Annotated in this window: 24 protein-coding genes; 10 read left to right on the top strand and 14 right to left on the bottom strand. The window is 70.9% G+C overall.

From position 1 onward, the window contains the following. Positions 1-2: 2 nt before the first annotated feature. From IM778_RS09560 to IM778_RS09550, 3 genes are all read right to left on the bottom strand, one after another. Positions 3-1,058, bottom strand: a complete 1,056-nt coding sequence (locus IM778_RS09560; RefSeq protein ID WP_194408683.1) for a FecCD family ABC transporter permease — start codon at positions 1,056-1,058, stop codon at positions 3-5. A gap of 64 nt (positions 1,059-1,122) precedes the next feature. Further along, positions 1,123-2,154 carry an iron-siderophore ABC transporter substrate-binding protein gene (locus IM778_RS09555; RefSeq protein ID WP_194408682.1) on the bottom strand — a complete coding sequence of 344 codons (1,032 nt, stop codon included), beginning with the start codon at positions 2,152-2,154 and terminating at the stop codon, positions 1,123-1,125. Positions 2,155-2,309: 155 nt separating this feature from the next. After that, on the bottom strand, positions 2,310-2,951 hold the full coding sequence (locus tag IM778_RS09550; protein ID WP_194408681.1) for a biotin transporter BioY: 642 nt from the start codon (positions 2,949-2,951) through the stop codon (positions 2,310-2,312). Between the two features lie 191 nt (positions 2,952-3,142). Between IM778_RS09550 and IM778_RS09545 the strand changes: the two genes are divergently transcribed. Beyond that, positions 3,143-4,741, top strand: a complete 1,599-nt coding sequence (locus IM778_RS09545) for an ABC-F family ATP-binding cassette domain-containing protein (RefSeq protein WP_194408680.1) — start codon at positions 3,143-3,145, stop codon at positions 4,739-4,741. Between the two features lie 14 nt (positions 4,742-4,755). On the opposite strand, the gene IM778_RS09540 is transcribed toward IM778_RS09545, so the two are convergent. From IM778_RS09540 to IM778_RS09525, 4 genes are all read right to left on the bottom strand, one after another. Then, the gene (locus IM778_RS09540) at positions 4,756-5,640 is read right to left on the bottom strand and encodes an SURF1 family cytochrome oxidase biogenesis protein (RefSeq protein ID WP_228484487.1); all 885 of its coding nucleotides are present in this window, start codon (positions 5,638-5,640) and stop codon (positions 4,756-4,758) included. Further along, the gene (locus tag IM778_RS09535) at positions 5,637-5,918 is read right to left on the bottom strand and encodes a hypothetical protein (protein WP_194408679.1); all 282 of its coding nucleotides are present in this window, start codon (positions 5,916-5,918) and stop codon (positions 5,637-5,639) included. Before IM778_RS09535 ends, IM778_RS09540 begins: the two co-directional genes overlap by 4 nt. Continuing rightward, positions 5,915-6,211 carry a DUF3099 domain-containing protein gene (locus IM778_RS09530; RefSeq protein ID WP_237684663.1) on the bottom strand — a complete coding sequence of 99 codons (297 nt, stop codon included), beginning with the start codon at positions 6,209-6,211 and terminating at the stop codon, positions 5,915-5,917. Before IM778_RS09530 ends, IM778_RS09535 begins: the two co-directional genes overlap by 4 nt. A 130-nt stretch (positions 6,212-6,341) precedes the next feature. Next, a complete protein-coding gene (locus tag IM778_RS09525) occupies positions 6,342-6,872 on the bottom strand; it encodes a DUF4190 domain-containing protein (protein WP_194408677.1) in 531 nt (176 codons plus the stop codon). A 110-nt stretch (positions 6,873-6,982) separates the two neighbouring features. Here IM778_RS09525 and fabG point away from each other — a divergent pair, with 110 nt between their 5' ends. Beyond that, on the top strand, positions 6,983-7,693 hold the full coding sequence (gene fabG / locus IM778_RS09520; RefSeq protein WP_194408676.1) for a 3-oxoacyl-ACP reductase FabG: 711 nt from the start codon (positions 6,983-6,985) through the stop codon (positions 7,691-7,693). 16 nt (positions 7,694-7,709) lie between these two features. On the opposite strand, the gene IM778_RS09515 is transcribed toward fabG, so the two are convergent. The 3 genes from IM778_RS09515 to IM778_RS09505 are packed head-to-tail and all read right to left on the bottom strand — an operon-like array spanning position 7,710 to position 10,392. Then, complete coding sequence (locus IM778_RS09515; RefSeq protein ID WP_194408675.1) at positions 7,710-8,426, bottom strand: alpha/beta fold hydrolase; 717 nt, start codon at positions 8,424-8,426, stop codon at positions 7,710-7,712. 38 nt (positions 8,427-8,464) lie between these two features. Next, on the bottom strand, positions 8,465-9,103 hold the full coding sequence (gene serB / locus IM778_RS09510; protein WP_194408674.1) for a phosphoserine phosphatase SerB: 639 nt from the start codon (positions 9,101-9,103) through the stop codon (positions 8,465-8,467). A gap of 44 nt (positions 9,104-9,147) precedes the next feature. Beyond that, positions 9,148-10,392 carry a glucose-1-phosphate adenylyltransferase gene (locus IM778_RS09505; RefSeq protein ID WP_194408673.1) on the bottom strand — a complete coding sequence of 415 codons (1,245 nt, stop codon included), beginning with the start codon at positions 10,390-10,392 and terminating at the stop codon, positions 9,148-9,150. 47 nt (positions 10,393-10,439) lie between these two features. On the opposite strand from IM778_RS09505, the gene glgA reads away from it, so the two are divergent. The 3 genes from glgA (at position 10,440) to IM778_RS09490 (ending at position 12,803) form a co-directional block, all read left to right on the top strand. Beyond that, positions 10,440-11,633, top strand: a complete 1,194-nt coding sequence (gene glgA, locus IM778_RS09500; RefSeq protein WP_194408672.1) for a glycogen synthase — start codon at positions 10,440-10,442, stop codon at positions 11,631-11,633. Between the two features lie 9 nt (positions 11,634-11,642). Continuing rightward, entirely contained in the window at positions 11,643-12,428 is a 786-nt protein-coding gene (locus tag IM778_RS09495; RefSeq protein ID WP_194408671.1) for an ABC transporter ATP-binding protein, read from the top strand. Between the two features lie 123 nt (positions 12,429-12,551). Continuing rightward, positions 12,552-12,803 carry a type B 50S ribosomal protein L31 gene (locus tag IM778_RS09490; protein ID WP_127818883.1) on the top strand — a complete coding sequence of 84 codons (252 nt, stop codon included), beginning with the start codon at positions 12,552-12,554 and terminating at the stop codon, positions 12,801-12,803. Between the two features lie 96 nt (positions 12,804-12,899). Here the strand turns inward: IM778_RS09490 and IM778_RS09485 are convergent, their stop codons facing one another. Further along, a complete protein-coding gene (locus IM778_RS09485) occupies positions 12,900-13,631 on the bottom strand; it encodes an exonuclease domain-containing protein (RefSeq protein ID WP_228484486.1) in 732 nt (243 codons plus the stop codon). A gap of 84 nt (positions 13,632-13,715) precedes the next feature. On the opposite strand from IM778_RS09485, the gene IM778_RS09480 reads away from it, so the two are divergent. Further along, on the top strand, positions 13,716-14,615 hold the full coding sequence (locus IM778_RS09480; protein ID WP_194408669.1) for an alpha/beta fold hydrolase: 900 nt from the start codon (positions 13,716-13,718) through the stop codon (positions 14,613-14,615). On the opposite strand, the gene IM778_RS09475 is transcribed toward IM778_RS09480, so the two are convergent. Next, the gene (locus IM778_RS09475; RefSeq protein ID WP_194408668.1) at positions 14,575-15,129 is read right to left on the bottom strand and encodes a CGNR zinc finger domain-containing protein; all 555 of its coding nucleotides are present in this window, start codon (positions 15,127-15,129) and stop codon (positions 14,575-14,577) included. The two genes, IM778_RS09480 and IM778_RS09475, sit on opposite strands and share 41 nt — an antisense overlap. A 74-nt stretch (positions 15,130-15,203) precedes the next feature. On the opposite strand from IM778_RS09475, the gene IM778_RS09470 reads away from it, so the two are divergent. Next, on the top strand, positions 15,204-16,199 hold the full coding sequence (locus IM778_RS09470; protein ID WP_194408667.1) for an EamA family transporter: 996 nt from the start codon (positions 15,204-15,206) through the stop codon (positions 16,197-16,199). A gap of 19 nt (positions 16,200-16,218) precedes the next feature. Here IM778_RS09470 and IM778_RS09465 read toward each other — a convergent pair whose 3' ends face one another. After that, complete coding sequence (locus IM778_RS09465) at positions 16,219-16,689, bottom strand: Lrp/AsnC family transcriptional regulator (protein WP_194408666.1); 471 nt, start codon at positions 16,687-16,689, stop codon at positions 16,219-16,221. Between the two features lie 165 nt (positions 16,690-16,854). Between IM778_RS09465 and pdhA the strand changes: the two genes are divergently transcribed. Genes pdhA through IM778_RS09450 form a run of 3 tightly spaced genes read left to right on the top strand, consistent with a single transcriptional unit; the run spans position 16,855 to position 20,413 of the window. Further along, entirely contained in the window at positions 16,855-18,000 is a 1,146-nt protein-coding gene (gene pdhA / locus IM778_RS09460) for a pyruvate dehydrogenase (acetyl-transferring) E1 component subunit alpha (protein ID WP_194408665.1), read from the top strand. Beyond that, complete coding sequence (locus tag IM778_RS09455) at positions 17,997-19,010, top strand: alpha-ketoacid dehydrogenase subunit beta (protein ID WP_194408664.1); 1,014 nt, start codon at positions 17,997-17,999, stop codon at positions 19,008-19,010. Before pdhA ends, IM778_RS09455 begins: the two co-directional genes overlap by 4 nt. After that, positions 19,007-20,413: a dihydrolipoamide acetyltransferase family protein gene (locus tag IM778_RS09450; RefSeq protein ID WP_194408663.1), complete on the top strand. Its 1,407-nt coding sequence runs from the start codon at positions 19,007-19,009 to the stop codon at positions 20,411-20,413. Before IM778_RS09455 ends, IM778_RS09450 begins: the two co-directional genes overlap by 4 nt. Positions 20,414-20,555: 142 nt before the next feature. Here the strand turns inward: IM778_RS09450 and IM778_RS09445 are convergent, their stop codons facing one another. After that, entirely contained in the window at positions 20,556-21,152 is a 597-nt protein-coding gene (locus IM778_RS09445) for an SACE_7040 family transcriptional regulator (RefSeq protein ID WP_194408662.1), read from the bottom strand. Positions 21,153-21,231: the final 79 nt, after the last annotated feature.

The raw sequence follows: 21,231 nt of genomic DNA, 5'->3' as shown, positions 1-21,231 counted from the left end.
GCTCACAGCTCCCGCACCTTCTGACGGCGAACGATCCAGATGAAGAACGGGGCGCCGATGAGCGCCGTGATGATGCCGACCTCGATCTCGTCGGGCTTGGCCACGACTCGGCCCACGACGTCGGCCGCGACGAGGAGCCCTGCGCCGGCGATCGCCGAGAAGGGCAGCAGCCAGCGGTGATCGGTGCCGACGAGCAGTCGGCAGAGGTGGGGGATCACGAGTCCCACGAAGGCGATCGGACCTGCGACCGCCGTCGCGGCGCCGCAGAGGATCACCGCGCCCGCCGAGGCGATCAGACGCGTACGGAACACGTGCTCGCCGAGACCGGCTGCGAGATCGTCGCCGAGCGCGAGCGAGTTCATGCCGCGCGCGCACAGGAAGCACACGGCGGCCCCGACGGCGAGCACCGGTGCGACGATGGCGATGCGATCCCAGGTCGCGCCGCCGACGCCGCCGATCTGCCAGAACCGGAACGTCTCCATGATGTCGACCCGGGGGAGGAGGATCGCGCTGACCAGCGACATGAACGCGGCTGTCGCCGCTGCGCCGGCCAGCGCCAGCTTGAGCGGCGTCGCGCCGCCGCGGCCGAGCGACCCGACGGCATACACGAACACCGCGGCTCCCGCGGCTCCTGCGATCGCCATCGCCATGAACGCGTACGGGTCCGACATGCCGAAGAACGCGATGCCGATGACGACCGCGAGCGCGGCGCCGCCCGAGACTCCGAGGATGCCCGGGTCGGCGAGCGGGTTGCGGGTCACCGCCTGCATCGTGGCACCCGACAGCGCGAGTGCCGCGCCGACGAGCAGCGCGAGCGCGGTGCGCGGCAGACGGGCGACGACCGCGGCCTGCGCGACCCCGTCGACTCCGCCGCCGAGACCCGCGACGATGTCGTCGAACGAGACCTCGCGCACACCGAAGGCGACGGATGCCGCGCACAGCGCCGCGAGCACGGCGCACGCCACGACGAACCACAGCAGCCGCACCGCGACCGGACGCCGCAGCGATGCGGCGTCCGGCTCGGCCGCGACGGGCGTGGGGGTCTGCGTCAGGCTCACGGGCGGGCTCCGGCGGATTCTCGGACGACGGTGCGATCTGGGACGAAGCGGCTCTCGGGCCCGATCAGCCGAGCGCGCCGGCGAGGATCGCGAAGTACTCGTCGACGCCCCAGCCGATCGACAGCGGCGACGGGTTGGCCGACGCCGCGAGCGGGGTCGATTCCTCGAGGATCGCGATACGGCCTTCGGCGATCGCGGGGATCTGCGACAGCAGCGGGTCGGCCTGCAGCTGAGCGATGATCGAGCCGCTCGCGTCGCCGTAGGTCACGAACACGTCGATGTCGGCGAAGCGGTCGGCCTCCTCCGCGCTCACGCTGGCGTAGAAGGCCTCGCCGTCGGACTCCTCGGTGACCACCGCCGGTTCGGGCAGGCCCAGGCCCGTGAGGAAGCCGGGGCGCGTGTCGAGGCTGGTGTAGAAGCCGATCTGGCTGAAGTCGGAGGGGTCGATGTACGAGAACAGGACGGTGGAACCGGCGAGGTCGGGGTGATTCGCGAGCGCCGCATCGACGTCGTCGTGGAGCTCTTCGATCAGCGCCTCGCCCTCGTCCGCCAGGCCGATCGCCTGCGAGTTGAGGCGGATCATGTCTTCGTACGACGTGCCCCACGCCACCTCGGGGTAGGCCACGACCGGGGCGATCTTCGACAGCGTGTCGTACTCCTCCTGGGTGAGGCCGGAGTACGCGGCCAGGATGACGTCCGGCTGCGTGTCGGCGACCGCCTCGAAGTCGATGCCGTCGGTCTCGTCGAAGAGCACGGGAGTCTCGGCGCCGAGGTCTTCGAGCTTCTCTTCGACCCACGGCAGCACGCCGTCGCCGTCGTCGTCGCCCCACGTGACCTCGGCCATGCCCACCGGCACGACGCCGAGAGCGATCGGCACCTCCTGGTTCGACCACGACACCGTCGCGACGCGCTCCGGCTGCGACTCGATGACGGTCTCGCCGAAGGCGTGCTCGATGGTGACGGGGAACCCGCCCGACGCGGCGGTGCCCGCGCCGGCGGCGTCGGTGTCTGCCGCGCCCGCGCTGGCGCAGCCGACGAGGGCGACGGCGGTGAGCGCGGTCAGGGCGGTGGCGGCGGCGATGCGGATTCTGGGCACGACGATCTCCGGTTCGAGGAGGGGAAGTAAGGACAGCCTTACATTACCTGCGTCACTGAAAGTCCGCGAATCGTTGTTGCCGTGCATGACGGAGACCCCGGCCGACGGCCGGGGTCTCGATGGCGAACGCGGATGCCTCGATCCGAGGCATCCGGTCAGCTCTTCTTGCTCTCGTCGGCCTTCCGCACCAGGGCCCATGCGCCCGGGATGATCGCCGCGGCCAGCGCCGCCTTGACGATCCCGCCCAGGATGAAGGGGAGCAGCCCGACCTCCAGCAGCGCCCAGAACGAGAAGTCGAGGCCCATCACGACGTTCAGGATGAACGCCATGTAGGGGATGCCGAACAGGAACGGCACGACGCTGGCGGCCGCGAACCCGAGGAAGGCGAGTGCGGGGCGGCGATCCCATGCGCGCTCGGCGAACCAGCCGGCCACGAACGCGGCGACGATGAAGCCGATGATGAACCCGAAGCTGGGCTTGCCCACCGCGGCGACCGTACCGGTGAATCCGGCGAAGACCGGGAGTCCGGCCAGGCCCGCGAGCAGATACGTCGTGAGTGCTGCCGCTCCCCGCCAGGCGCCGAGCGCGGCTCCGACGACGATGACGCCCAGCGTCTGTCCGGTGATCGGCACGGGCCACAGCGGGATCTCGACCTGGGCGAGCAGCGCCACCACGGCGGCGCCGGCGACGACGAGCCCTGCGTCGAGCGTGAACGCGCGGATGCGGGAGGACGGGCGGGCGATGACGTCGGCGAGCACGCGGCGGGTGGGCGCGGACGGGGCGGCGATGGTTGACATGCGACTCAGCCTAGGGGTGGCTGTCGCACGCTTCTTGGACGGCATCCATCAATGAATCCAACTTCGGCTGTCCGGTTTCTACACCCCCGCGCCTCTGCCGCGCCGGGAGCGTGCGATCGGGCGACCTATACTGGGAGGCTGGCCGTTCGGCCACCACCCCCTCACTCCACCGACGGAACGGACCATTCGCTGTGCTCGCCGTGCACGACCTCGAGATCCGCGTGGGCGCCCGCGTGCTCATGTCGGACGTGTCCTTCCGCGTCTCCGACGGCGACAAGATCGGCCTGGTCGGGCGCAACGGCGCCGGCAAGACGACGCTCACGAAGGTGCTCGCCGGCGATCAGCTGCCCAGCGCCGGGCGCGTCGACCGCTCCGGAGAGCTCGGTTACCTGCCGCAGGATCCCCGTTCGGGTGACCCCGAGATGCTCGCACGTACGCGCATCCTCGACGCCCGCGGCCTCGGAACGCTCGCGATCGGCATGCACGAGGCATCCCACGCCATGGCCAGCGACGACGCCGACATCGCCGCCCGCGCGATGCGCAAGTACGCGAACCTCACCGAGCGGTTCGAAGCGCTGGGCGGCTACGCGGCGGAGGCCGAGGCCGCATCGATCGCGCACAACCTGTCGCTGCCCGACCGCATCCTGGATCAGCCCCTGAAGACGCTCTCGGGCGGCCAGCGCCGCCGCATCGAGCTCGCACGCATCCTGTTCTCGGACGCGGGGACGATGATCCTCGACGAGCCCACCAACCACCTCGACGCCGACAGCGTCGTCTGGCTGCGGGAGTTCCTCAAGGGCTACAAGGGCGGGCTCATCGTCATCAGCCATGATGTCGAGCTCGTCGGCGAGACGGTCAACAGGGTCTTCTACCTCGACGCGAACCGGCAGGTCATCGACGTCTACAACATGAACTGGAAGAACTACCTGCGTCAGCGGGTGGCCGACGAGGAGCGCCGCAAGAAGGAGCGCGCCAACGTCGAGAAGAAGGCGACGGCGCTGCAGCAGCAGGCCGCACGGTTCGGTGCGAAGGCGTCGAAGGCGGCGGCCGCTCACCAGATGGTCGCGCGTGCCGAGAAGATGCTGTCGGGTCTGGAGGAGGCGCGCCAGGAGGACCGGGTCGCCAAGCTCCGGTTCCCGAAGCCGGCGCCCTGCGGCAAGACCCCGATCACGGCATCCGGGCTGTCGAAGTCGTACGGGTCGCTCGAGATCTTCACCGACGTCGACCTCGCCATCGATCGCGGGTCGAAGGTCGTCGTGCTGGGGCTCAACGGTGCCGGCAAGACCACGCTGCTGCGCATCCTCGCGGGCGTGGACCGCGCCGACACCGGCGTCGTGGAACCCGGCCACGGGCTGAAGATCGGCTACTACGCCCAGGAGCACGAGAACCTCGACGTCTCACGGTCCGTGCTCGAGAACATGATGTCGGCCGCGCCCGACATCACCGCGACCGACGCCCGCAAGGTGCTGGGATCGTTCCTGTTCACCGGCGACGACGTGCTCAAGCCCGCCGGGGTCCTCTCGGGCGGGGAGAAGACCCGCCTGTCGCTGGCGACCCTCGTCGTGTCGTCGGCGAACGTGCTGCTCCTGGACGAGCCGACGAACAACCTCGACCCCGCGTCACGCGAAGAGATCCTCGGCGCGCTCGCGCACTACGAGGGCGCCGTCATCCTGGTCTCGCACGACGAGGGCGCCGTCGAAGCGCTCAACCCCGAGCGGGTCCTCATCCTGCCGGACGGCGTCGAAGACATCTGGGGCCGCGACTACGCCGACCTGGTGTCGCTCGCCTAGCTGCAGCGCCCGCGTCAGCGGCCGGCGGCGTCGAGGATCGCGTCCTCGTCCTCGGCGTCGCGATCACGGCGGGGCCGGGATGCCGGAACCGCCGCTGCTCCGGAATCCTGTGCGGCATCCTCCTCCGCTTCTTCGCGCCGGTGGCGGCGCTCGGTGCGGATCACGTAGCCGATGAAGATGAACCCCATCACCGCGAAGAGGATCCACTGGATCGCGTACGACAGGTGCGGGCCGGGGTCCTCCGACGGGGACTCGAGCGCATGCGGAGCAGTCGCCGGTGCAGGATCCTCCGACACGAGCACTCCGTAGGCGCTGAGCTCCAGGGCCTCGCCGACGTCCGGGCCCATCGTCTCGGCCACCAGCGCCAGGTTGATCGTGGGCACCTGGCCCTCCGGTGCCGAGCGGCCCGAGGAGGGAAGAGGTTCGCCGGGGCGCAGTCGCGCGATCACCGTCACGTCGCCCCCGGGAGGTGCCGGGACGGCATCCGGTTCGGGCTGATCCTGCCCGGGAGGCACCCAGCCGCGGTCGATCAGCAGTACGCGGCCGTCGTCGAGGTGGAACGGCACGAGCACCTCGAACGCGGCGGTGCCGCCGTGGGGCCGGTTGCGCACAAGGAGCTGCTCTTCGGTGACGTACCGGCCGGTGAGCCGCACCGGCAGCCATTCGTCCTGCCGCTCGAGCTCCTCGCCCGACGGGATCGCCTCGGCGAGCGGGACCGGCTCGGCGTCGTAGTTCCGATCGACGAGTGCGAGCTGCGCCGCGCGCTCCTCGTTGCGAGAGAACTGCCAGTTCGACAGGAACGCGCACGCGACGGCGAACACGACGGCCAGGGCGATGTAGATCGCCCAGCGGCCGGCGCGGGGAAGGCTCTGCATGCTGACGCCGCGCTGCGGGCTCATCCTGCCGCTCCGCCAGGTCGTCCGGGTGAGTCCGTCCCCGGTGCTCCCGCGGCGGCGGTGCCGGCCGATTCGAGCGGCGCGACGACGACCGGGAAGTCACGGGCCTCGAGGAAGCCCTGAAGGTAGTCGCGGTGCTCGTCGCACGCGACCCACGTCTTCGTCCGGTCGGCGGCGTGGATGCGGGGATTGCGCCAGTCGATGCGCCATCGCGCGCGGACGCGGCATCCGGCTCGCGAGCAGGTCGCGTCCGCGACCGGCTCGTCGGCCGTGGGGATCATGCCGCCTCGCCGGGCCGTGGGGGACCGCCGGGGTGGGAGGAGTCCGGCGCGGTCGTATGAGGCGTCTCTTCGACGCGGATGACGCGCGGGGCCGTCTCCGCGGGGTGCACGGGCGGCGGGAGAGCCGGGCCCGGGTCCTCGCGCCGGTTGCGCCGCGCCTCGTTGCCGACGTTCGCGGAGACGACCGCGACGTACGGCAGGAAGATCGCCGCGGCGCCCAGCAGCCACGTGTACCAGCTGTAGGGGGTGATGAGCACCATGGCCAGGAGGCACGCGATGCGCACGCCCATCATGATCAGATATCTCGCCGAACGCGCGCCGACGTCGTCGCGTGGGGCACGCGGCAGGGAGGTCGCCGACGGGGCGCGGTTCGAGCTCTTCACGGTGGTTCCAGCGTACGCCGATCCGGCCGCGAGATCGCCGTCAGGAGCTGTACGTGCCGTACTCGTAGGTGTACGGGATCATCAACGCGATGAAGCCGAAGAACGCGATGATCCCGATGATCCACAGGCCGAGGCCGACATAGCCGACGATGGTGCCTGCGAGCGCCATGCCCCGTCCGTTCTCGCCGTTCGTCTTGAGCTGGTTCAGCGAGATGTGCCCCATGATGACGGCGGCGATCGAGCCGATGATCGGCAGCAGGCCGATGAAGCCGACGATCGAGGCGACGAGCGAGACGATCGCGAGCACGTTGGTCTTGGGCTGCGCGCCGTACCCGTAGCCGTAGGCGGGTGCGGCGCCGTAGGGCTGCCCGTACTGCGGAGCCGCACCGTACGGCGCGGCCGCCGGAGCGGCGCCCGGCGTTCCGTACGCCGGAGGAGCCGCGGGCGCACCGTAGGCGGGTGGCGGCGGCGGGTAGGCGCCCGGGGTCTGCTGCCCTGCCGGAGCGGCCGGCGGTGCCGGCGGCTGGGATCCCGGCTCCGGAGTGGGGTTCGAGGCGTTGCTGTCGCTCACGGCGTGCCTTTCTTCGATGCGTGCCCCCAGCGTCCCAGCGCACCGGGAAGGTGTCAATTCCGGCGCCGCTAGGCTGGTCCGGATCTGTCACAGAACCCCGGGAGCACCACATGTCCACCGATCGCGTCGTCCTCGTCACCGGCGGAAACCGCGGCATCGGCCGTGCCATCGCCGAACGTTTCGTCGCAGAGGGGTACAAGGTCGCCGTGACGGCACGATCGGGCGAAGGACCCGAGGGGACGCTGACCGTGCGTGCGGACGTGACGGATGCCGCGGCCGTCGACGCCGCGTTCACCGAGGTCGAGAGCGCACTCGGCCCGGTCGAGATCGTCGTGGCCAACGCGGGCATCACGAAGGACACGCTGCTGCTGCGGATGACCGAGGACGACTTCGACAGCGTCGTGGCGACCAACCTCGGCGGGGCGTTCCGCGTCGTCAAGCGCGCGTCGAAGGGAATGCTGCGTGCGCGGTGGGGGCGCGTCATCCTCATCTCGAGCGTCGTGGGGCTGTACGGATCCGCCGGCCAGATCAACTACGCGGCCTCCAAGAGCGCCCTGGTCGGCTTCGCGCGCTCGCTGACCCGTGAGCTCGGCGCACGCGGCATCACGGCGAACGTCGTCGCCCCCGGTTTCATCGAGACCGACATGACCGCGGAGCTGCCCGAAGAGACGCAGGCCGAGTACAAGAAGAACATTCCCGCGGGTCGCTTCGCCACGGCCGGCGAGGTCGCCGGTGTCGTGGCGTGGATGGCGTCGGACGACGCCGCCTACGTCTCGGGTGCGGTCATCCCGGTCGACGGCGGCCTCGGCATGGGGCACTGACCCCTGCCGCGCGGCGCTACTCGATCCGGCGGATCGCGCGGAGGATCGCCTCAGCCAGCGCGCCGGGCCGCGACGCCTGCGGCCAGTGCCCGGTCGGCTCGTCGTCGGCACCGAGCTGGATGATGTCGAGATCCTCGAGCGCGGCGAGCTCGGACGCCCATGCGGGCGCCTCCTGAATGATCGCGCGGATCTGAGCCTCGGGCACCGTGCTCGTGATCATCGTGGCGGGCACGGCGCGCCGGCGCTCGTCGCCGAGCCGGATGGCGTCGCTCGGAACCCGCTCGGGCACCGACTTCACGCGGGCGCCGAGCTCGGCGCGGGTCTGCTCGTCGAGATCGGCGACCTCGCCCTCTTCGAACGAGTCCCAGCCGGGGAACGGGACGACCCCGTCCACCACCGGGAAGTCCCAGATCGAGCCGCCGTCGGTGGGCGGGAACGTGTCGACGAAGACGACGCGCGCGACGCGCTCCGGGCGCGCATCGACCGCGCCGTAGACGACGTTCCCGCCGCCGGAGTGGCCGACGAGCACGATGTCGCCGTCGTGGCGGTCGATCTCGGCGACGGTCGCATCGACCCAGTCGGCGATGCCGATCCCGGCGCTGCGCGACGCGGGCTCGCCCACGCCGGGCATCGTGAGCGGGTGCGTGCGGTGGCCGGCGGCCTCCAGCGCCGGCGTCACCTCGCCCCATGTCGACGCGTCGAGCCAGAGACCGGGAACGAGGATGATGTTCATGCTGCGAAACTACCCGCGGCCTCCGACACGCGGGAGGGTCACGGCAGCATCGGGATGACCTCGCTCAGGTCCACGGGGCCTACGATGAGGTCGGCGCTCGCGCGGACGGCGGGCTTGGCGTTGAAGGCGAGTCCGAGCCCGGCGGCGGCCATCATGACGAGATCGTTGGCCCCGTCGCCGATCGCGATCGTCCGGCTGTGGGCGACGCCGTGCCGGTCGGCCCACTCGCGCAGCGCGGCCGCCTTGCCCGCGGCATCCACGATCGCGCCGTCGACGGCGCCGGTCAGCACCCCGCTTGATGCGGCGAGGCGATTGGCACGCCAGACATCGACGCCGAGGTCGGGGGCGACGGTGTCGAGGATCTCGTGGAACCCGCCCGAGACCACCCCGACGACCCCGCCGCGTCGGTGGACGGCGGCGATCAGCTCGCGTACGCCCGGCGTCGGCTCGATGCGTGCCAGCACCCGCTCGAACGCCGCGACCGGCACGCCCTCGAGCTTCGTGACCCGCGAGCGCAGGCTGGTCGCGAAGTCCACCTCGCCGCGCATCGCGGCCTCCGTCGCGGCGGCCACCTCCGCACCGCGTCCGGCCTCGTCGGCGATGAGCTCGATGACCTCGTTGCGGATCAGGGTCGAATCGGCGTCGAGGACGACGAGGAAACGCGCGGATCGAGGCATCCCACCACGCTAGCGGGCGCGGATCGGCGCCGGAGAATCGCCGGTCACCGTTCGACGCGGATGCCCTTGCCGACCACCGTGATGCCGCTGTCGGTCACGGTGAAGCCGCGCGCGAGGTCGCGTTCGCGGTCGACGCCGACGGTCGCACCCTCTTCCAGCACGACGTTCTTGTCGAGGATCGCGCGGTGGATGCGCGCGCCCGCGCCGACGTGCACGTAGTCGAACAGCACCGAGTCGGTGATCGTCGACCCGCCGCCGGCGAGCGTCCACGGGCCCACGACGCTGCGCTCGAGATGCGTCCCCGAGAGCACCGACCCGAGCGAGACGATCGAGTCGATCGCGTTGCCGATGCGGCCGACCGAGTCGCGCACGAACTTGGCCGGCGGCGAGTTGACCGCCTGCGAGTGGATCGGCCAGTCGGTGTTGTACAGGTTGAACACCGGGAGGGTCGAGATGAGGTCGCGGTGCGCATCGAAGAACGAGTCGATCGTGCCAACGTCGCGCCAGTAGTAGCGGTCGCGATCGGTCGAGCCGGGCACATCGTTGCGGTTCATGTCGTACACGCCCGCCTCGCCGCGGCCGACGAAGTAGGGGATGATGTCGCCGCCCATGTCGTGGTTCGACGTCGGCAGCTCGCCGTCGTGCTCGACAGCCTCGACCAGCGCATCGGTGTCGAAGATGTAGTTGCCCATCGAGGCGAGCACCTGGTCGGGGGCGTCGGCGAGGCCCGTCGCATCCAGCGGCTTCTCGAGGAACTGGTTGATCCGCACCGGGTCGTCCTTGTCGACGTCGATCACCCCGAACTGGTTCGCGAGCGAGATCGGCTGACGGATGCCGGCGACCGTGGCGCGCGCGCCGGATTCGATGTGCGCGGCCAGCATCTGACGGAAGTCCATGCGGTACACGTGGTCGGCGCCGATCACGACGACGATGTCGGGCTGCTCGTCGATGATGAGGTTGAGGCTCTGCAGGATCGCGTCGGCCGAACCCGAGAACCACCGCTTGCCGAGACGCTGCTGGGCGGGCACGGACGCGACGTACGAGTCGAGCAGCGCCGACATCCGCCAGGTCTGCGAGATGTGGCGGTCGAGGCTGTGGGACTTGTACTGCGTGAGGACGACGATCTGCCGCAGCCCCGAGTTGATGAGGTTCGAGATCGCGAAGTCGATGAGCCGGTACTGCCCGCCGAACGGGACGGCAGGTTTCGCGCGATCCGCGGTCAGCGGCATCAGCCGCTTGCCTTCGCCGCCGGCGAGGATGATTCCGAAGACCTTGGGTGCTGCTGGCATGGCCCCCACACTATGACCCCTGGAGCCGGTGTACTAGCGTTCGAGACATGCGAGTCGACATCGTCACCAAGGAGTACCCGCCCGAGATCTACGGGGGCGCAGGGGTGCATGTGACGGAGCTCGTGAAGGCCCTGCGGGAGAGCGTGGACGTGCGCGTCCGCGCCTTCGGGGGCGAGCGCGACGAAGACGGCACGAGCTCGTACGGCGTGCCCGCCGAGCTCGCCGAGGCCAACGCCGCGGTGCAGACCCTGGGCACCGATCTCGAGATCGTGACGGATGTCGCCGGCGCCGACGTGGTGCACAGCCACACCTGGTACGCGAACTTCGCCGGGCATCTCGCGTCGATGCTGCACGGCATCCCGCACATCGTCACGGCGCACAGCCTGGAGCCGCTGCGGCCCTGGAAGGCCGAGCAGCTGGGCGGCGGCTACGCGGTGTCGAGCTGGATCGAGAAGTCGGCGTACGAGGGCGCCGCGGCGATCGTCGCGGTCAGCGGGGGCATGCGCGACGACATCCTGCGCAGCTACCCGGCGCTCGATCCCGCCCGTGTGCGCGTCATCTACAACGGCATCGACGTGCAGGCGTGGCATCCGGTGGAGGATGCCGAGCTGCTGCGCGAGCTCGGCATCGACCCCGAGCGGCCCTCGGTGGTGTTCGTCGGGCGCATCACGCGCCAGAAGGGCCTCCCGTACTTCCTCCGCGCGGCCGAGCGGCTGCCCGCCGATGTCCAGGTGATCCTGTGCGCGGGCGCTCCCGACACGCCGCAGATCATGGCGGAGGTCGAGGGGCTCGTGCGGGGCCTCCAGCAGACGCGCGAGGGCGTGGTGTGGCTGGACCGCATGCTGTCGCGTCACGAGCTGTGCGCCATCCTGACCGCCGCGACGACCTTCGTCTGCCCGTCGGTGTACGAGCCGCTCGGCATCGTGAACCTCGAGGCGATGGCGTGCGGGGCGGCGGTCGTCGGCACCGCGACCGGCGGGATCCCCGAGGTCGTCGTCGACGGCGTCACGGGGCGTCTCGTGCCCATCGAGCAGGTGCAGGACGGCACCGGCACGCCGATCGATGCGGAGCGCTTCGTGTCCGACCTCGCGCGCGTGCTCACCGAGGTCGTGAGCGATCCGGAGCGCGCCCGCGCCTATGGCGCGGCCGGTCGGCAGCGCGCGACCGACGACTTCAGCTGGCAGCGGATCGCCGACCAGACCGCCGCGCTGTACGCGGAGGTCGCTGCCGGCGGCCGATAGGCTAGCGGCATGCCCGAGGTGCTCGAATACTCCGACGTCGTCGTCCGCCGAAACGCCCGGAACATCGTCGATCACCTGGACTGGACCGTCCGCGACGACGAACGGTGGGTCGTGCTGGGGCCCAACGGCGCCGGCAAGACCACGGTGCTGCAGATGGCCGACACCCTGATCCACCCGACCTCGGGCGTCGTGACGATCCTGGGGGAGCGGCTCGGCCGCACCGACGTCTTCGAGCTGCGTCCGCGCATCGGGTTCGCCTCTTCGGCCATGGCACGTCGCGTGCCGCCCGAAGAGACGGTGCTCGACGTCGTGCTCACGGCCGCGTACTCGGTGCTCGGCCGCTGGCGCGAGGATTACGAGGACATCGACGAGCGCCGTGCGCTGCGCGTGCTCGCCGAGTGGCGGCTCGACCACCTCGCCGATCGCACGTTCGGCACGCTGAGCGACGGCGAGCAGAAGCGCGTTCAGATCGCGCGCGCCGTCATGACCGACCCCGAGCTGCTGCTGCTCGACGAGCCGACCGCGAGCCTCGACCTCGGCGCGCGGGAGGAGCTGCTGGCGCTCCTCGGCGGATACGCGCAGGCACCCACCACGCCCGCGATGATCATGGTCACGCACCACGTCGAGGAGATCCCGGTCGGCTTCACGCACGTGCTGCTGCTGCGCGACGGCCAGGCTGTGGCATCCGGCCCCATCCGCGACACCCTCACCGGCGACGCGCTCACCGAGACGTTCGGGGTGCCGATCCAGCTCTCCGAGGACGGCGGTCGCTTCGCCGCCCGCGCCACTCTCTGAGCCACGGCGCCGACGGATTCCGCGGGCGGGGTCCGAGGCTGATAGAATCGTTGTTTGGTGCGTTCGCACCCCAGACTTTGACCGCACTGGCAAAATCCAGTGCACCATCCTCAAAGGACCATCATGAAGACTGACATGCACCCCGACTACCAGGCCGTCGTGTTCCGCGACCTCGGCTCGGGCGAGACGTTCCTGACCCGTTCGACGGTGACCAGCGACAAGACGATCGAGCTCGACGGCGTCGAGTACCCCGTCATCGACGTCGAGATCTCGTCCGCGTCGCACCCGTTCTACACGGGCAAGCAGCGCATCATGGACTCGGCCGGCCGCGTCGAGAAGTTCAACCAGCGCTTCAAGAACTTCGGCTCCAAGTAAGCCGTCACCCGCTTCGGCGGCGCTTCACGACCGATCACCGGTCCGGCTCCGCCCACATCGACCCCCGCCTCGGCGGGGGTCGATGTGCGTCGGGGGTCAGCGGATCGGCCAGCGCCCGTCGAGGCGGTCGTCGGGGTCGAGGCGCCCGATCTGGATGAAGTAGTCGGTCAGGCTCGCGGCCTGGGCTCGCGCCCAGGCGACCTGCCGCGTGTGCAGCTCGTCGACGGTGTCGGGCAGCCAGGGCGCGAACCGCTCGGCGAGCGCCTGCGCGACCCGGCCGGCGGCGACCGCGTCGGCCGAGGCGTCGTGGGCGCCGTCGAGACGCACGGCGTAGTGCGCGGCGACGACCTGGAGGGTGCGCTTTCCCCGTCGCCACCGGTCGTAGGCCTTGTCGACGACGAGCGGGTCGATCACCGGGAACGGGTCGTCGATCGGGGCGATGCCGTGGCGGAGTGCTTCGTACTTCAGCAGCGAGAAGTCGTACGGCGCGTTGTACGCGACGACCGGGATCCCCGCGTCCAGCAGCGCGCGCACGGCCTCGACGACCTCGGTCACGACGGCGACCGCGGGGCGTCCCTCGGCGCGCGCCCGCTCGGTCGTGATGCCGTGGATCGCGCTGGCGCCTTCGGGGATCGGGACACCGGGGTCGGCGAGCCAATCGCGCGCGCGGACGACGGAGCCCGACGCGTCGAGCAGGCCCACGTGCGCGGTGACGATCCGGTCGGCGGTGACGTCGACGCCCGTCGTCTCGAGGTCGAAGACGCCGACCACGCGCGTCCACTCGGGACTGTCGAACAACGACAGCTGCTCCGGGGGCGAGGGCTTCATGCCCCTTACGGTATGCACGCCCTGCGACATCGGCGGCGAGGCGCTCCGGACGCCGGGACGGCGGCGCGCTCGTAGACTCGACGGGTGGCCGCCGCGAACCCGTACTCACCGCTCCTCGACGAGATCCCCGTCGAGCGGCACGAGGTCGCGGTGCTCGGCGGCACCACCGCCTACTGGGTGTACGGCCCGGCCGACGCCGACGTGACGATCGTGGCCGTGCACGGCTTCCGCGGCGAGCACCACGGACTCGAGCCGGTCGTCGCTCACCTCGCAGGCATCAGGGTCGTCTCTCCCGACCTGCCGGGGTTCGGTGAGACCGGTCCCGTGCCGGGACGCACCCACGATCTCGACCTGTACGCGCAGTGGCTCACCGACTTCGCAGCGGCGGTCGCGCCGGGTGCCGTCATCCTGGGGCACTCGTTCGGCTCGATCGTGGTGGCGGCCGCCGTCGCCGGCGGACTCGAGACGCCGCGCGTGATCCTCGTGAACCCGATCGGCGCGCCGGCGCTCGAAGGGCCGAGAGGCGTGCTGACGCGGCTCGCGGTCTTCTACTACTGGGCGGGCGCGCGCCTGCCGCACCGCGTCGGCGAGGCGCTGCTGCGCAACGGACTCATCGTGCGCGCGATGAGCGTGTCGATGGCGAAGACCCGGGACCCCGGCATCCGTCGGTTCGTGCACGACCAGCACGACACGTACTTCTCGCGGTTCGCCGACCGCGATGTGCTGCACGACGCGTTCCTCGCGTCGGTGTCGCACGACGTCCGCGAGTTCGCTCCGCGCATCGGGCAGCCGACGCTGCTGGTGGCCGCCCAGCGCGACGACATCACGCCGATCGAGGCCGAGCGGCGTCTGGCGACGATGTTCCCCGACGCGGAGCTGATCGAGATCCCGGATGTCGGGCACCTCATCCACTACGAGACGCCGGCTCCGGCCGCCGCCGCGATCACGCGGTTTCTCGCGCCTTCCGGCGCCGATACGCGTTGACGTTCATGCGGTTGCCGCAGTTGCCGGTGTCGCAGTAGCGCTTCGAGCCGTTCTTGGAGAAGTCCACGTAGACGCCGAGGCAGTCGTCGGCGGCGCACACGCGGACGCGGTCGTACTCGTCGGCGCGGATGACGTCGACGAACGCCATTGCGGCTTCGACCAGGATGCGGGTGGCGAGCGGGGCGTCGTCGCTCGTGGCGTGGATGTGCCAGTCGTAGTCGTCGTGGATCACGAGGCGGGGGAGAGCCTCGCCGTCGCGGAGCATGCCGTTCACGAGCGGGACCGCGCCCTCGCGGTCGACATCCCACAGCTGCCGCAGGCGCGGGCGGATGGCGCGGATCGCGGCGAGTTCGTCGTCGTCGTGGCGGATCACGCCGGTGTAGGGGTTCACGCGCAGGTACGCGTCGAAGTCCTCCCGGGTCTGCAGGGTGTCCTCGCCGTCGTACCCGGGAAGCGTGTTGACCAGGTATGCGGCGGCCCGGAGGCTCTGCTCCGTGTCATGGATGAAGACCATGTTGACTCCTGACATCGACGTCGCTACTGTCACCAGTGTAAGCACGTTTCACTCCTGACAGTCGGATGCCGCCCATGACCGTTTCGACCGCGTCCCTGCCCGTGATCGCTCCGGGCGGCGCCGGTGCCGCCGGCGCGCGGCTGCGCACGTCCGGCCTTGTCCTCGGCATCGTGTCGGCCCTGGCGTTCTCGTCGAGCGGGCCGTTCGTCAAGCCGCTCCTCGAGGCGGGGTGGTCGCTCGGCGCGGCGCTCCTGGTGCGCATGGGGGTCGCCGGCATCGTGCTCTCGCCCGCCCTCTTCCTCGCGATCAGGCGCCGGCGCGGATTCCTCCGGCGGCACTGGCGCCTCATCGTCGCGTTCGGGCTCATGCCGGTGCTCGGCTGTCAGCTCTTCTTCTTCTCCGCGATGCAGCGGATGCCGGTGGCCGTGGCCCTGCTGATCCAGTACCTCGCCCCGGTCATGCTCGTCCTGTGGGTGTGGGCGCGCACGCGCAAGGCACCGTCGGCGCTCGTGCTGGGGGGATCGGTCGTCGCGATCGTCGGCCTGGTGCTCGTGGTCGACATCTCCGGTGCGTCGTTCGACCTCGTCGGCACGCTGTTCGCCCTGGCGGCGGCGGTGTGCGTGTGCGCGTACTTCGTCATCTCGGAGCGCGCCGGCGACGATCTTCCGCCCCTCGCCCTCGCCGCGAGCGGTCTGCTGACGGGTGCCATGGTGATGGGAGTGCTGTGTCTCACCGGGATCATGCCGTTCCAGGCGCCCGCGGTCTCGGTCGAGCTCGCCGGCGTTGCGGTGCCGTGGTTCGTGCCGATGCTGTGGGTCGCGGCGGTCGCGACGACGCTCGGGTACGCGTTCGGTGTCATGGCGGTGCCGCGCATCGGCTCGCGCGTGGCCTCGTTCGTCGGGCTGTCGGAGGTCCTCTTCGCACTCGGGTTCGCGTGGCTGCTCCTGGGCGAGGTGCCGGCGCCGGTCCAGTTCATCGGCGGCGCGCTGATCCTCGTGGGGGTCGTCCTGGTGCGTGCGGACGCCTCGGCGACCGCGAGCCGCGAGACGGCGCCGAGCATGCCGTCGTGATCGCGGCGGCCGTCGATCCTCAGTCCCGGCGCGCCAGCTCCATGAGCGGCGTCACGCGGTGCTCGATGACCTCGCCCATCACCAGCGACGTCTCGGTGCGCTCGACACCCTCGATCGCCAGGATGCGCGCGTCCGTGTCGAACAGATGCTGAGTGTCGCGGCACGCGACGCGCACGAGCAGGTCGATCTGACCTGAGAGTCCGTGGGCCTGCACGACCTCCGGCACGCGGGCGAGTTCGACGGCGATGCGGGGGAGGTCGGCCTGGCGCACGATCACGCTGATGAAGGCCTCGATCGGGAACCCCAGCGCGGTCGACGAGATGGCGCGCTCGTACGAGAGGAACACGCCCGAGCGGTCCAGGCGCGCCATGCGCGCCTGGACGGTGTTGCGTGACAGCCCCAGGCGTTCGGCGAGGGCGACGACGGTCGCGCGGGGGTCGGCGGAAAGCGCTGCGAGCAGCTCGAGGTCGACGTGGTCCAGGGCACCCATAGTGCGAAACGTTAGCACGGTCTTGTCGGCCCCTAGTTGTCAACATGCTCAAAGAGGCGCCGAATGCTTGAGCGAGGTGCGATGCGGACGTAGCCTCGAATAAGCCGGCGACGCAGCCGGTGGCCACGACGCGAACCCCCACGAAGGACCTTCGCACGAGGAGTGATGACGATGACGCACACCCTGACCCCCACAGCGGATCTCGCCTCCGGCATCGAGGATGTCGCGCGACTGCTGACTCCCGACGGCGAGCGCATCGCCGACCCCGACCTCGACCGCTGGGTGGAGGATGTCGATGCGTCCGTGCTCCGCGGTCTGTACCGCGACATGGTGCTGGTGCGTCGCATCGACACCGAGGGCGTCGCCCTGCAGCGGCAGGGACAGCTCGCCCTGTGGCCGCCGTGCCAAGGGCAGGAGGCGACCCAGGTCGGCACCGCCCGCGCGCTGCGCGCGGACGACTTCGCCTTCCCGAGCTACCGCGAGACCGGCGTCGTGCACGTGCGCGGCGCGAAGCCCGCCGACTTCGTGCTGGCGTGGCGCGGCGAGGAGCACTCGACCTACAACCCGTACGAGATCAACACCGCGACGCAGCAGATCATCATCGGTGCGCAGTCGCTGCACGCCGTGGGCTACGCGATGGGCATCCAGCGCGACGGCACCGACCAGGTCTCGGTGGCGTACTTCGGCGATGGAGCGTCGAGCCAGGGCGATGTGAACGAGGCGATGGTGTTCGCCTCGTCCTACCGCTCGCCCGTCGTGTTCGTGTGCGTCAACAACCACTGGGCGATCTCCGAGCCGGTGACGGTGCAGGCCAAGTACCCGATCGCGGGGCGTGCCCCGGGATTCGGCATCCCGAGCATGCGGGTCGACGGCAACGACGTGCTGGCGTGCCTCGCCGCGATGCGCTGGGCGCTCGACCACGCGCGCCGCGGGAACGGCCCCGCCTTCATCGAGGCCGTGACGTACCGGATGGGCCCGCACACCACCTCCGACGACCCGACGCGCTACCGCGACAAGGAAGAGGTCGAGACCTGGCGTCGCCGTGACCCGATCTCCCGCCTCGAGGCGCTGCTGCGCGCACAGGGCGAGTTCGACGACGCATTCGCCGCGAGCGTCGAGGCCGACGCGGACGCGCTGGCGCGCGAGGTGCGCGAGGCGGCGATGAGCGCGACCACGCGCGAGCCGCTCACGATGCTCGACCATGTGTACGCCGAGCCGCACTCCGGCATCGATGAGCAGCGCGCCTGGTTCGGCGCGTACCTCGACGGCTTCGCCTCGGCGCAGGCCGGTGCCGAGGAGGTGGCCCGATGACGCAGCTGACGATGGCGAAGTCCATCAACGAGGGTCTTCGCCGCGCGATGGCGGATGACCCCAAGGTGCTCGTGATAGGAGAGGACATCGGCAAACTGGGCGGTGTCTTCCGCATCACCGACGGACTGCAGGCCGAGTTCGGCGCGGACCGCGTGATCGATACGCCGCTCGCGGAGGCGGGCATCGTGGGCACTGCCGTCGGGCTCGCCTTCCGCGGGTACCGGCCGGTGGTCGAGATCCAGTTCGACGGCTTCGTGTATCCGGCGTTCGACCAGATCGTGTGCCAGGTCGCGAAGCTGCACTACCGCACCCGCGGCAACGTCACGATGCCGATCACGATCCGCATCCCGTGGGCGGGCGGAGTCGGTGCCGCCGAGCACCACTCGGAGTCGCCCGAGGCCTACTTCGTGCACACGTCGGGGCTGCGCGTCGTCGCGGTGTCGAACCCGCAGGACGCGTACGTGATGCTGCGGCAGGCGATCGCGTCGAACGATCCGGTGGTGTACTTCGAGCCGAAGCGGCTCTATCACACCAAGGGTGAGGTCGACCTCGGCGTCGACCTCGCGGACGCCCCGCCGATGGGCCTCGCGCGCGTGGCCCGCGAGGGCACCGACGTCACCCTCCTGACCTACGGCTCGCAGGTCGGCATCGCACTGGACGCCGCGACCGCGGCCGAGGACGACGGCGTCTCGATCGAGGTCATCGACCTGCGTTCGATCTCGCCGGTCGACTACCGCACCGTCACCGCCTCGGTGCGCAAGACCGGCCGGGTCGTCGTGACCCACGAGGCTGCACGCGAAGCGGGCGTCGGCGCGGAACTCATCGCGAGCGTCACCGAGCGCTGCTTCCACTACCTCGAGGCGCCGCCGCAGCGCGTCACCGGCCACGACATCCCCTACCCGCCGGCGAAGCTCGAGAAGCACCACCTGCCGGATCTCGACCGCATCCTCGACGCCGTGGATCGCGTGCTCGACCGGCCCAACAGCCTGACGGGGGTGTTCGAGCAGTGACCGTCCAGGACTTCCGCCTCCCCGATCTCGGCGAAGGGCTTCCCGAGGCCGAGCTCGTGCAGTGGCTCGTCGCCGAGGGCGACACCGTCGCTCTGAACCAGACGATCGCCGAGGTCGAGACCGCCAAGGCCGTGGTCGAGCTGCCGTCGCCCCACGCCGGCACCGTGACGGCGCTGCACGCCGCCCCCGGAGATGTCGTCGCCGTGGGGTCCGTGCTCATCTCGTTCGACACCGGCGCCGATGCCGATGCGCCGACGCCCGCCCCTGCGCAGGCCCCCGCGACGGCCCCCGCGACGACCGGCTCGAGTGAGCCCGCCCCGGAGCCGGCCGCCGAGCCGAATCTCGTCGGCTACGGCGCCGCGCCGCGCGGGGCCGGACGCCCGCAGCGCCGCGCGCGTGCGGCCGGCAGCCGTCCTGCCGCGAGCGACACCGCCGTCCTCGAGGCGGCACCTCACGATGCGATCCAGCTCGGCGACACCGACCGGCCGGTCGAACGCCCGCGTTCGACGCCGCCGGTGCGGCGGTTCGCCAAGCAGCTCGGGATCGACCTCGCCCTCGTGGAGGCGACCGGTGCGTCCGGGGTCATCACGCGCGCCGACGTCGAGGCGTACGCCGAGCGCGTGGGCAAGGCCACGACGGCGGCACCGGCCGAGGCCGCGCCGGCGGAGCGGTTCGAACCGCTCGGTGCGCAGGCGCCGCGGGAGCGGACGACGCGCACGCCGATCCGCGGGGTCCGCAAGCACACCGCCGAGGCCATGGTGCGCAGCGCCTTCACGGCGCCGCACGTGACGACGTTCGTCACGGTCGACGTCACCGAGACGATGGCGCTCCTCGCGTCGTTCAAGGCCGACCGTGCACTCGCCGAGCACCGCATCGGCATCCTCGCCGTCGCCGCGAAGGCCGTGTGTCTCGCGCTCGGCCGCCACCCGGGTCTGAACTCGCGATGGGACGAGGAGGCGGGCGAGATCGTGGAGCACCACTACGTGAACCTCGGCATCGCCGCCGCGACCGGACGCGGCCTCGTGGTCCCCAACATCCGCGATGCTCAGGAGCTGAACCTCGTCGAGCTCGCCGACGCCATCCGCGCACTGGCCGAGACCGCGCGCGCCGGCAAGACCGCGCCGGCCGACATGATGGGCGGCACGTTCTCGATCACGAACGTGGGAGTGTTCGGTGTCGACGCCGGAACGCCGATCATCAACCCGGGAGAGGCCGGCATCCTCGCGCTCGGCGCTGTGCGGCGCCAGCCGTGGGAGCATCGCGGCGAGATCGCACTGCGCGACGTCATGACGCTCGCGCTGTCGTTCGACCATCGACTGGTCGACGGCGAGCAGGGGTCGCGATTCATGGTCGAGGTCGCCGACGTGCTGCGCGAGCCCGGGCGGGCCATGCTGCTGAGGTGAGCCGGCAGGGGGGTGGGATGCCGCGGCCCTGCGACGGCGGCCGCGCCGCGGCATCCCCGCCCTGCCGTCAGAGGGAGTGCGCCCGGGCGCGGCCGCGATCTCGTCGCGGATCGCGGCGTCGGCGGGCGCCCGGGAGCCGGCTTCAGGCCATCAGGGCGGCGCGCGCCATCGTCTGCAGGATGCTGCGAACGTCGCGTTCGGCCGCATGCGCGCGCAGCGCGCGGGAGGTGTGGGGCGTGGAGTTGATGAGACCGAAGCACGCGTGCGCCCGCACTCGCAGGTCGTCGTCGTCGCGGTCCGGATGGACGGCCGAGAGGATGCCGATCCACACCTCGACGTACTCGCGCTGCAGTCGGCGCACGGTGTGGCGGTCGTCGTCGCTGAGGCTTGCGAGGTCGCGGTCCTGGACGCGGATGACGTCGGCGTCCCGCAGCGCGAACTCGACGTGGAAGGCGATGAGCGCGTCGAGGCGTTCGGCGGCCCCGTCCTGCTCGTCGATGACGGCGCGGCCGCCCGACAGCAGCCGCTCGCTCACCTCGACGAGGATCGCCCCGAGGAGCGCCTGCTTGTTCGCGAAGTGCCGGTACAGCGCGGGTCCGCTGACGCCGACTGCTCCGCCGATGTCTTCCAGGCTCACCCCGCTGAAGCCGCGTTCGGCGAACAGCGCGGCGGCCTCGTGCAGGATCGCGGCGTGGCGGTCGGCCTTGGCCCGGTCGCGGTCGGTCGCACCGCCCGTCATCTCAGTTCTCCGCTTGTCATTTCAGTTAAGGCTCGCTAACCTTGGAGTTCAGTTAGTGAACACTAACCAATACGATCCC

Source organism: Microbacterium cremeum, from assembly GCF_015277855.1.
Taxonomy (GTDB): Bacteria; Actinomycetota; Actinomycetes; order Actinomycetales; family Microbacteriaceae; genus Microbacterium; species Microbacterium cremeum.
Note: the sequence above shows the minus strand (reverse complement) of the source record. Positions and strands in the feature narration are given on the sequence as shown.

Coding starts and splice junctions, on each gene's coding strand:
- IM778_RS09550 (WP_194408681.1), bottom strand. CDS start 2,951: ATGTCAACCATCGCCGCCCCGTCCGCGCCCACCCGCCGCGTGCTCGCC.
- IM778_RS09540 (WP_228484487.1), bottom strand. CDS start 5,640: ATGAGCCCGCAGCGCGGCGTCAGCATGCAGAGCCTTCCCCGCGCCGGC.
- IM778_RS09535 (WP_194408679.1), bottom strand. CDS start 5,918: ATGATCCCCACGGCCGACGAGCCGGTCGCGGACGCGACCTGCTCGCGA.
- IM778_RS09530 (WP_237684663.1), bottom strand. CDS start 6,211: ATGATGGGCGTGCGCATCGCGTGCCTCCTGGCCATGGTGCTCATCACC.
- fabG (WP_194408676.1), top strand. CDS start 6,983: ATGTCCACCGATCGCGTCGTCCTCGTCACCGGCGGAAACCGCGGCATC.
- IM778_RS09515 (WP_194408675.1), bottom strand. CDS start 8,426: ATGAACATCATCCTCGTTCCCGGTCTCTGGCTCGACGCGTCGACATGG.
- serB (WP_194408674.1), bottom strand. CDS start 9,103: ATGCCTCGATCCGCGCGTTTCCTCGTCGTCCTCGACGCCGATTCGACC.
- IM778_RS09505 (WP_194408673.1), bottom strand. CDS start 10,392: ATGCCAGCAGCACCCAAGGTCTTCGGAATCATCCTCGCCGGCGGCGAA.
- glgA (WP_194408672.1), top strand. CDS start 10,440: ATGCGAGTCGACATCGTCACCAAGGAGTACCCGCCCGAGATCTACGGG.
- IM778_RS09495 (WP_194408671.1), top strand. CDS start 11,643: ATGCCCGAGGTGCTCGAATACTCCGACGTCGTCGTCCGCCGAAACGCC.
- IM778_RS09490 (WP_127818883.1), top strand. CDS start 12,552: ATGAAGACTGACATGCACCCCGACTACCAGGCCGTCGTGTTCCGCGAC.
- IM778_RS09485 (WP_228484486.1), bottom strand. CDS start 13,631: ATGAAGCCCTCGCCCCCGGAGCAGCTGTCGTTGTTCGACAGTCCCGAG.
- IM778_RS09475 (WP_194408668.1), bottom strand. CDS start 15,129: ATGGTCTTCATCCATGACACGGAGCAGAGCCTCCGGGCCGCCGCATAC.
- IM778_RS09470 (WP_194408667.1), top strand. CDS start 15,204: ATGACCGTTTCGACCGCGTCCCTGCCCGTGATCGCTCCGGGCGGCGCC.
- IM778_RS09465 (WP_194408666.1), bottom strand. CDS start 16,689: ATGGGTGCCCTGGACCACGTCGACCTCGAGCTGCTCGCAGCGCTTTCC.
- pdhA (WP_194408665.1), top strand. CDS start 16,855: ATGACGATGACGCACACCCTGACCCCCACAGCGGATCTCGCCTCCGGC.
- IM778_RS09455 (WP_194408664.1), top strand. CDS start 17,997: ATGACGCAGCTGACGATGGCGAAGTCCATCAACGAGGGTCTTCGCCGC.
- IM778_RS09445 (WP_194408662.1), bottom strand. CDS start 21,152: ATGACGGGCGGTGCGACCGACCGCGACCGGGCCAAGGCCGACCGCCAC.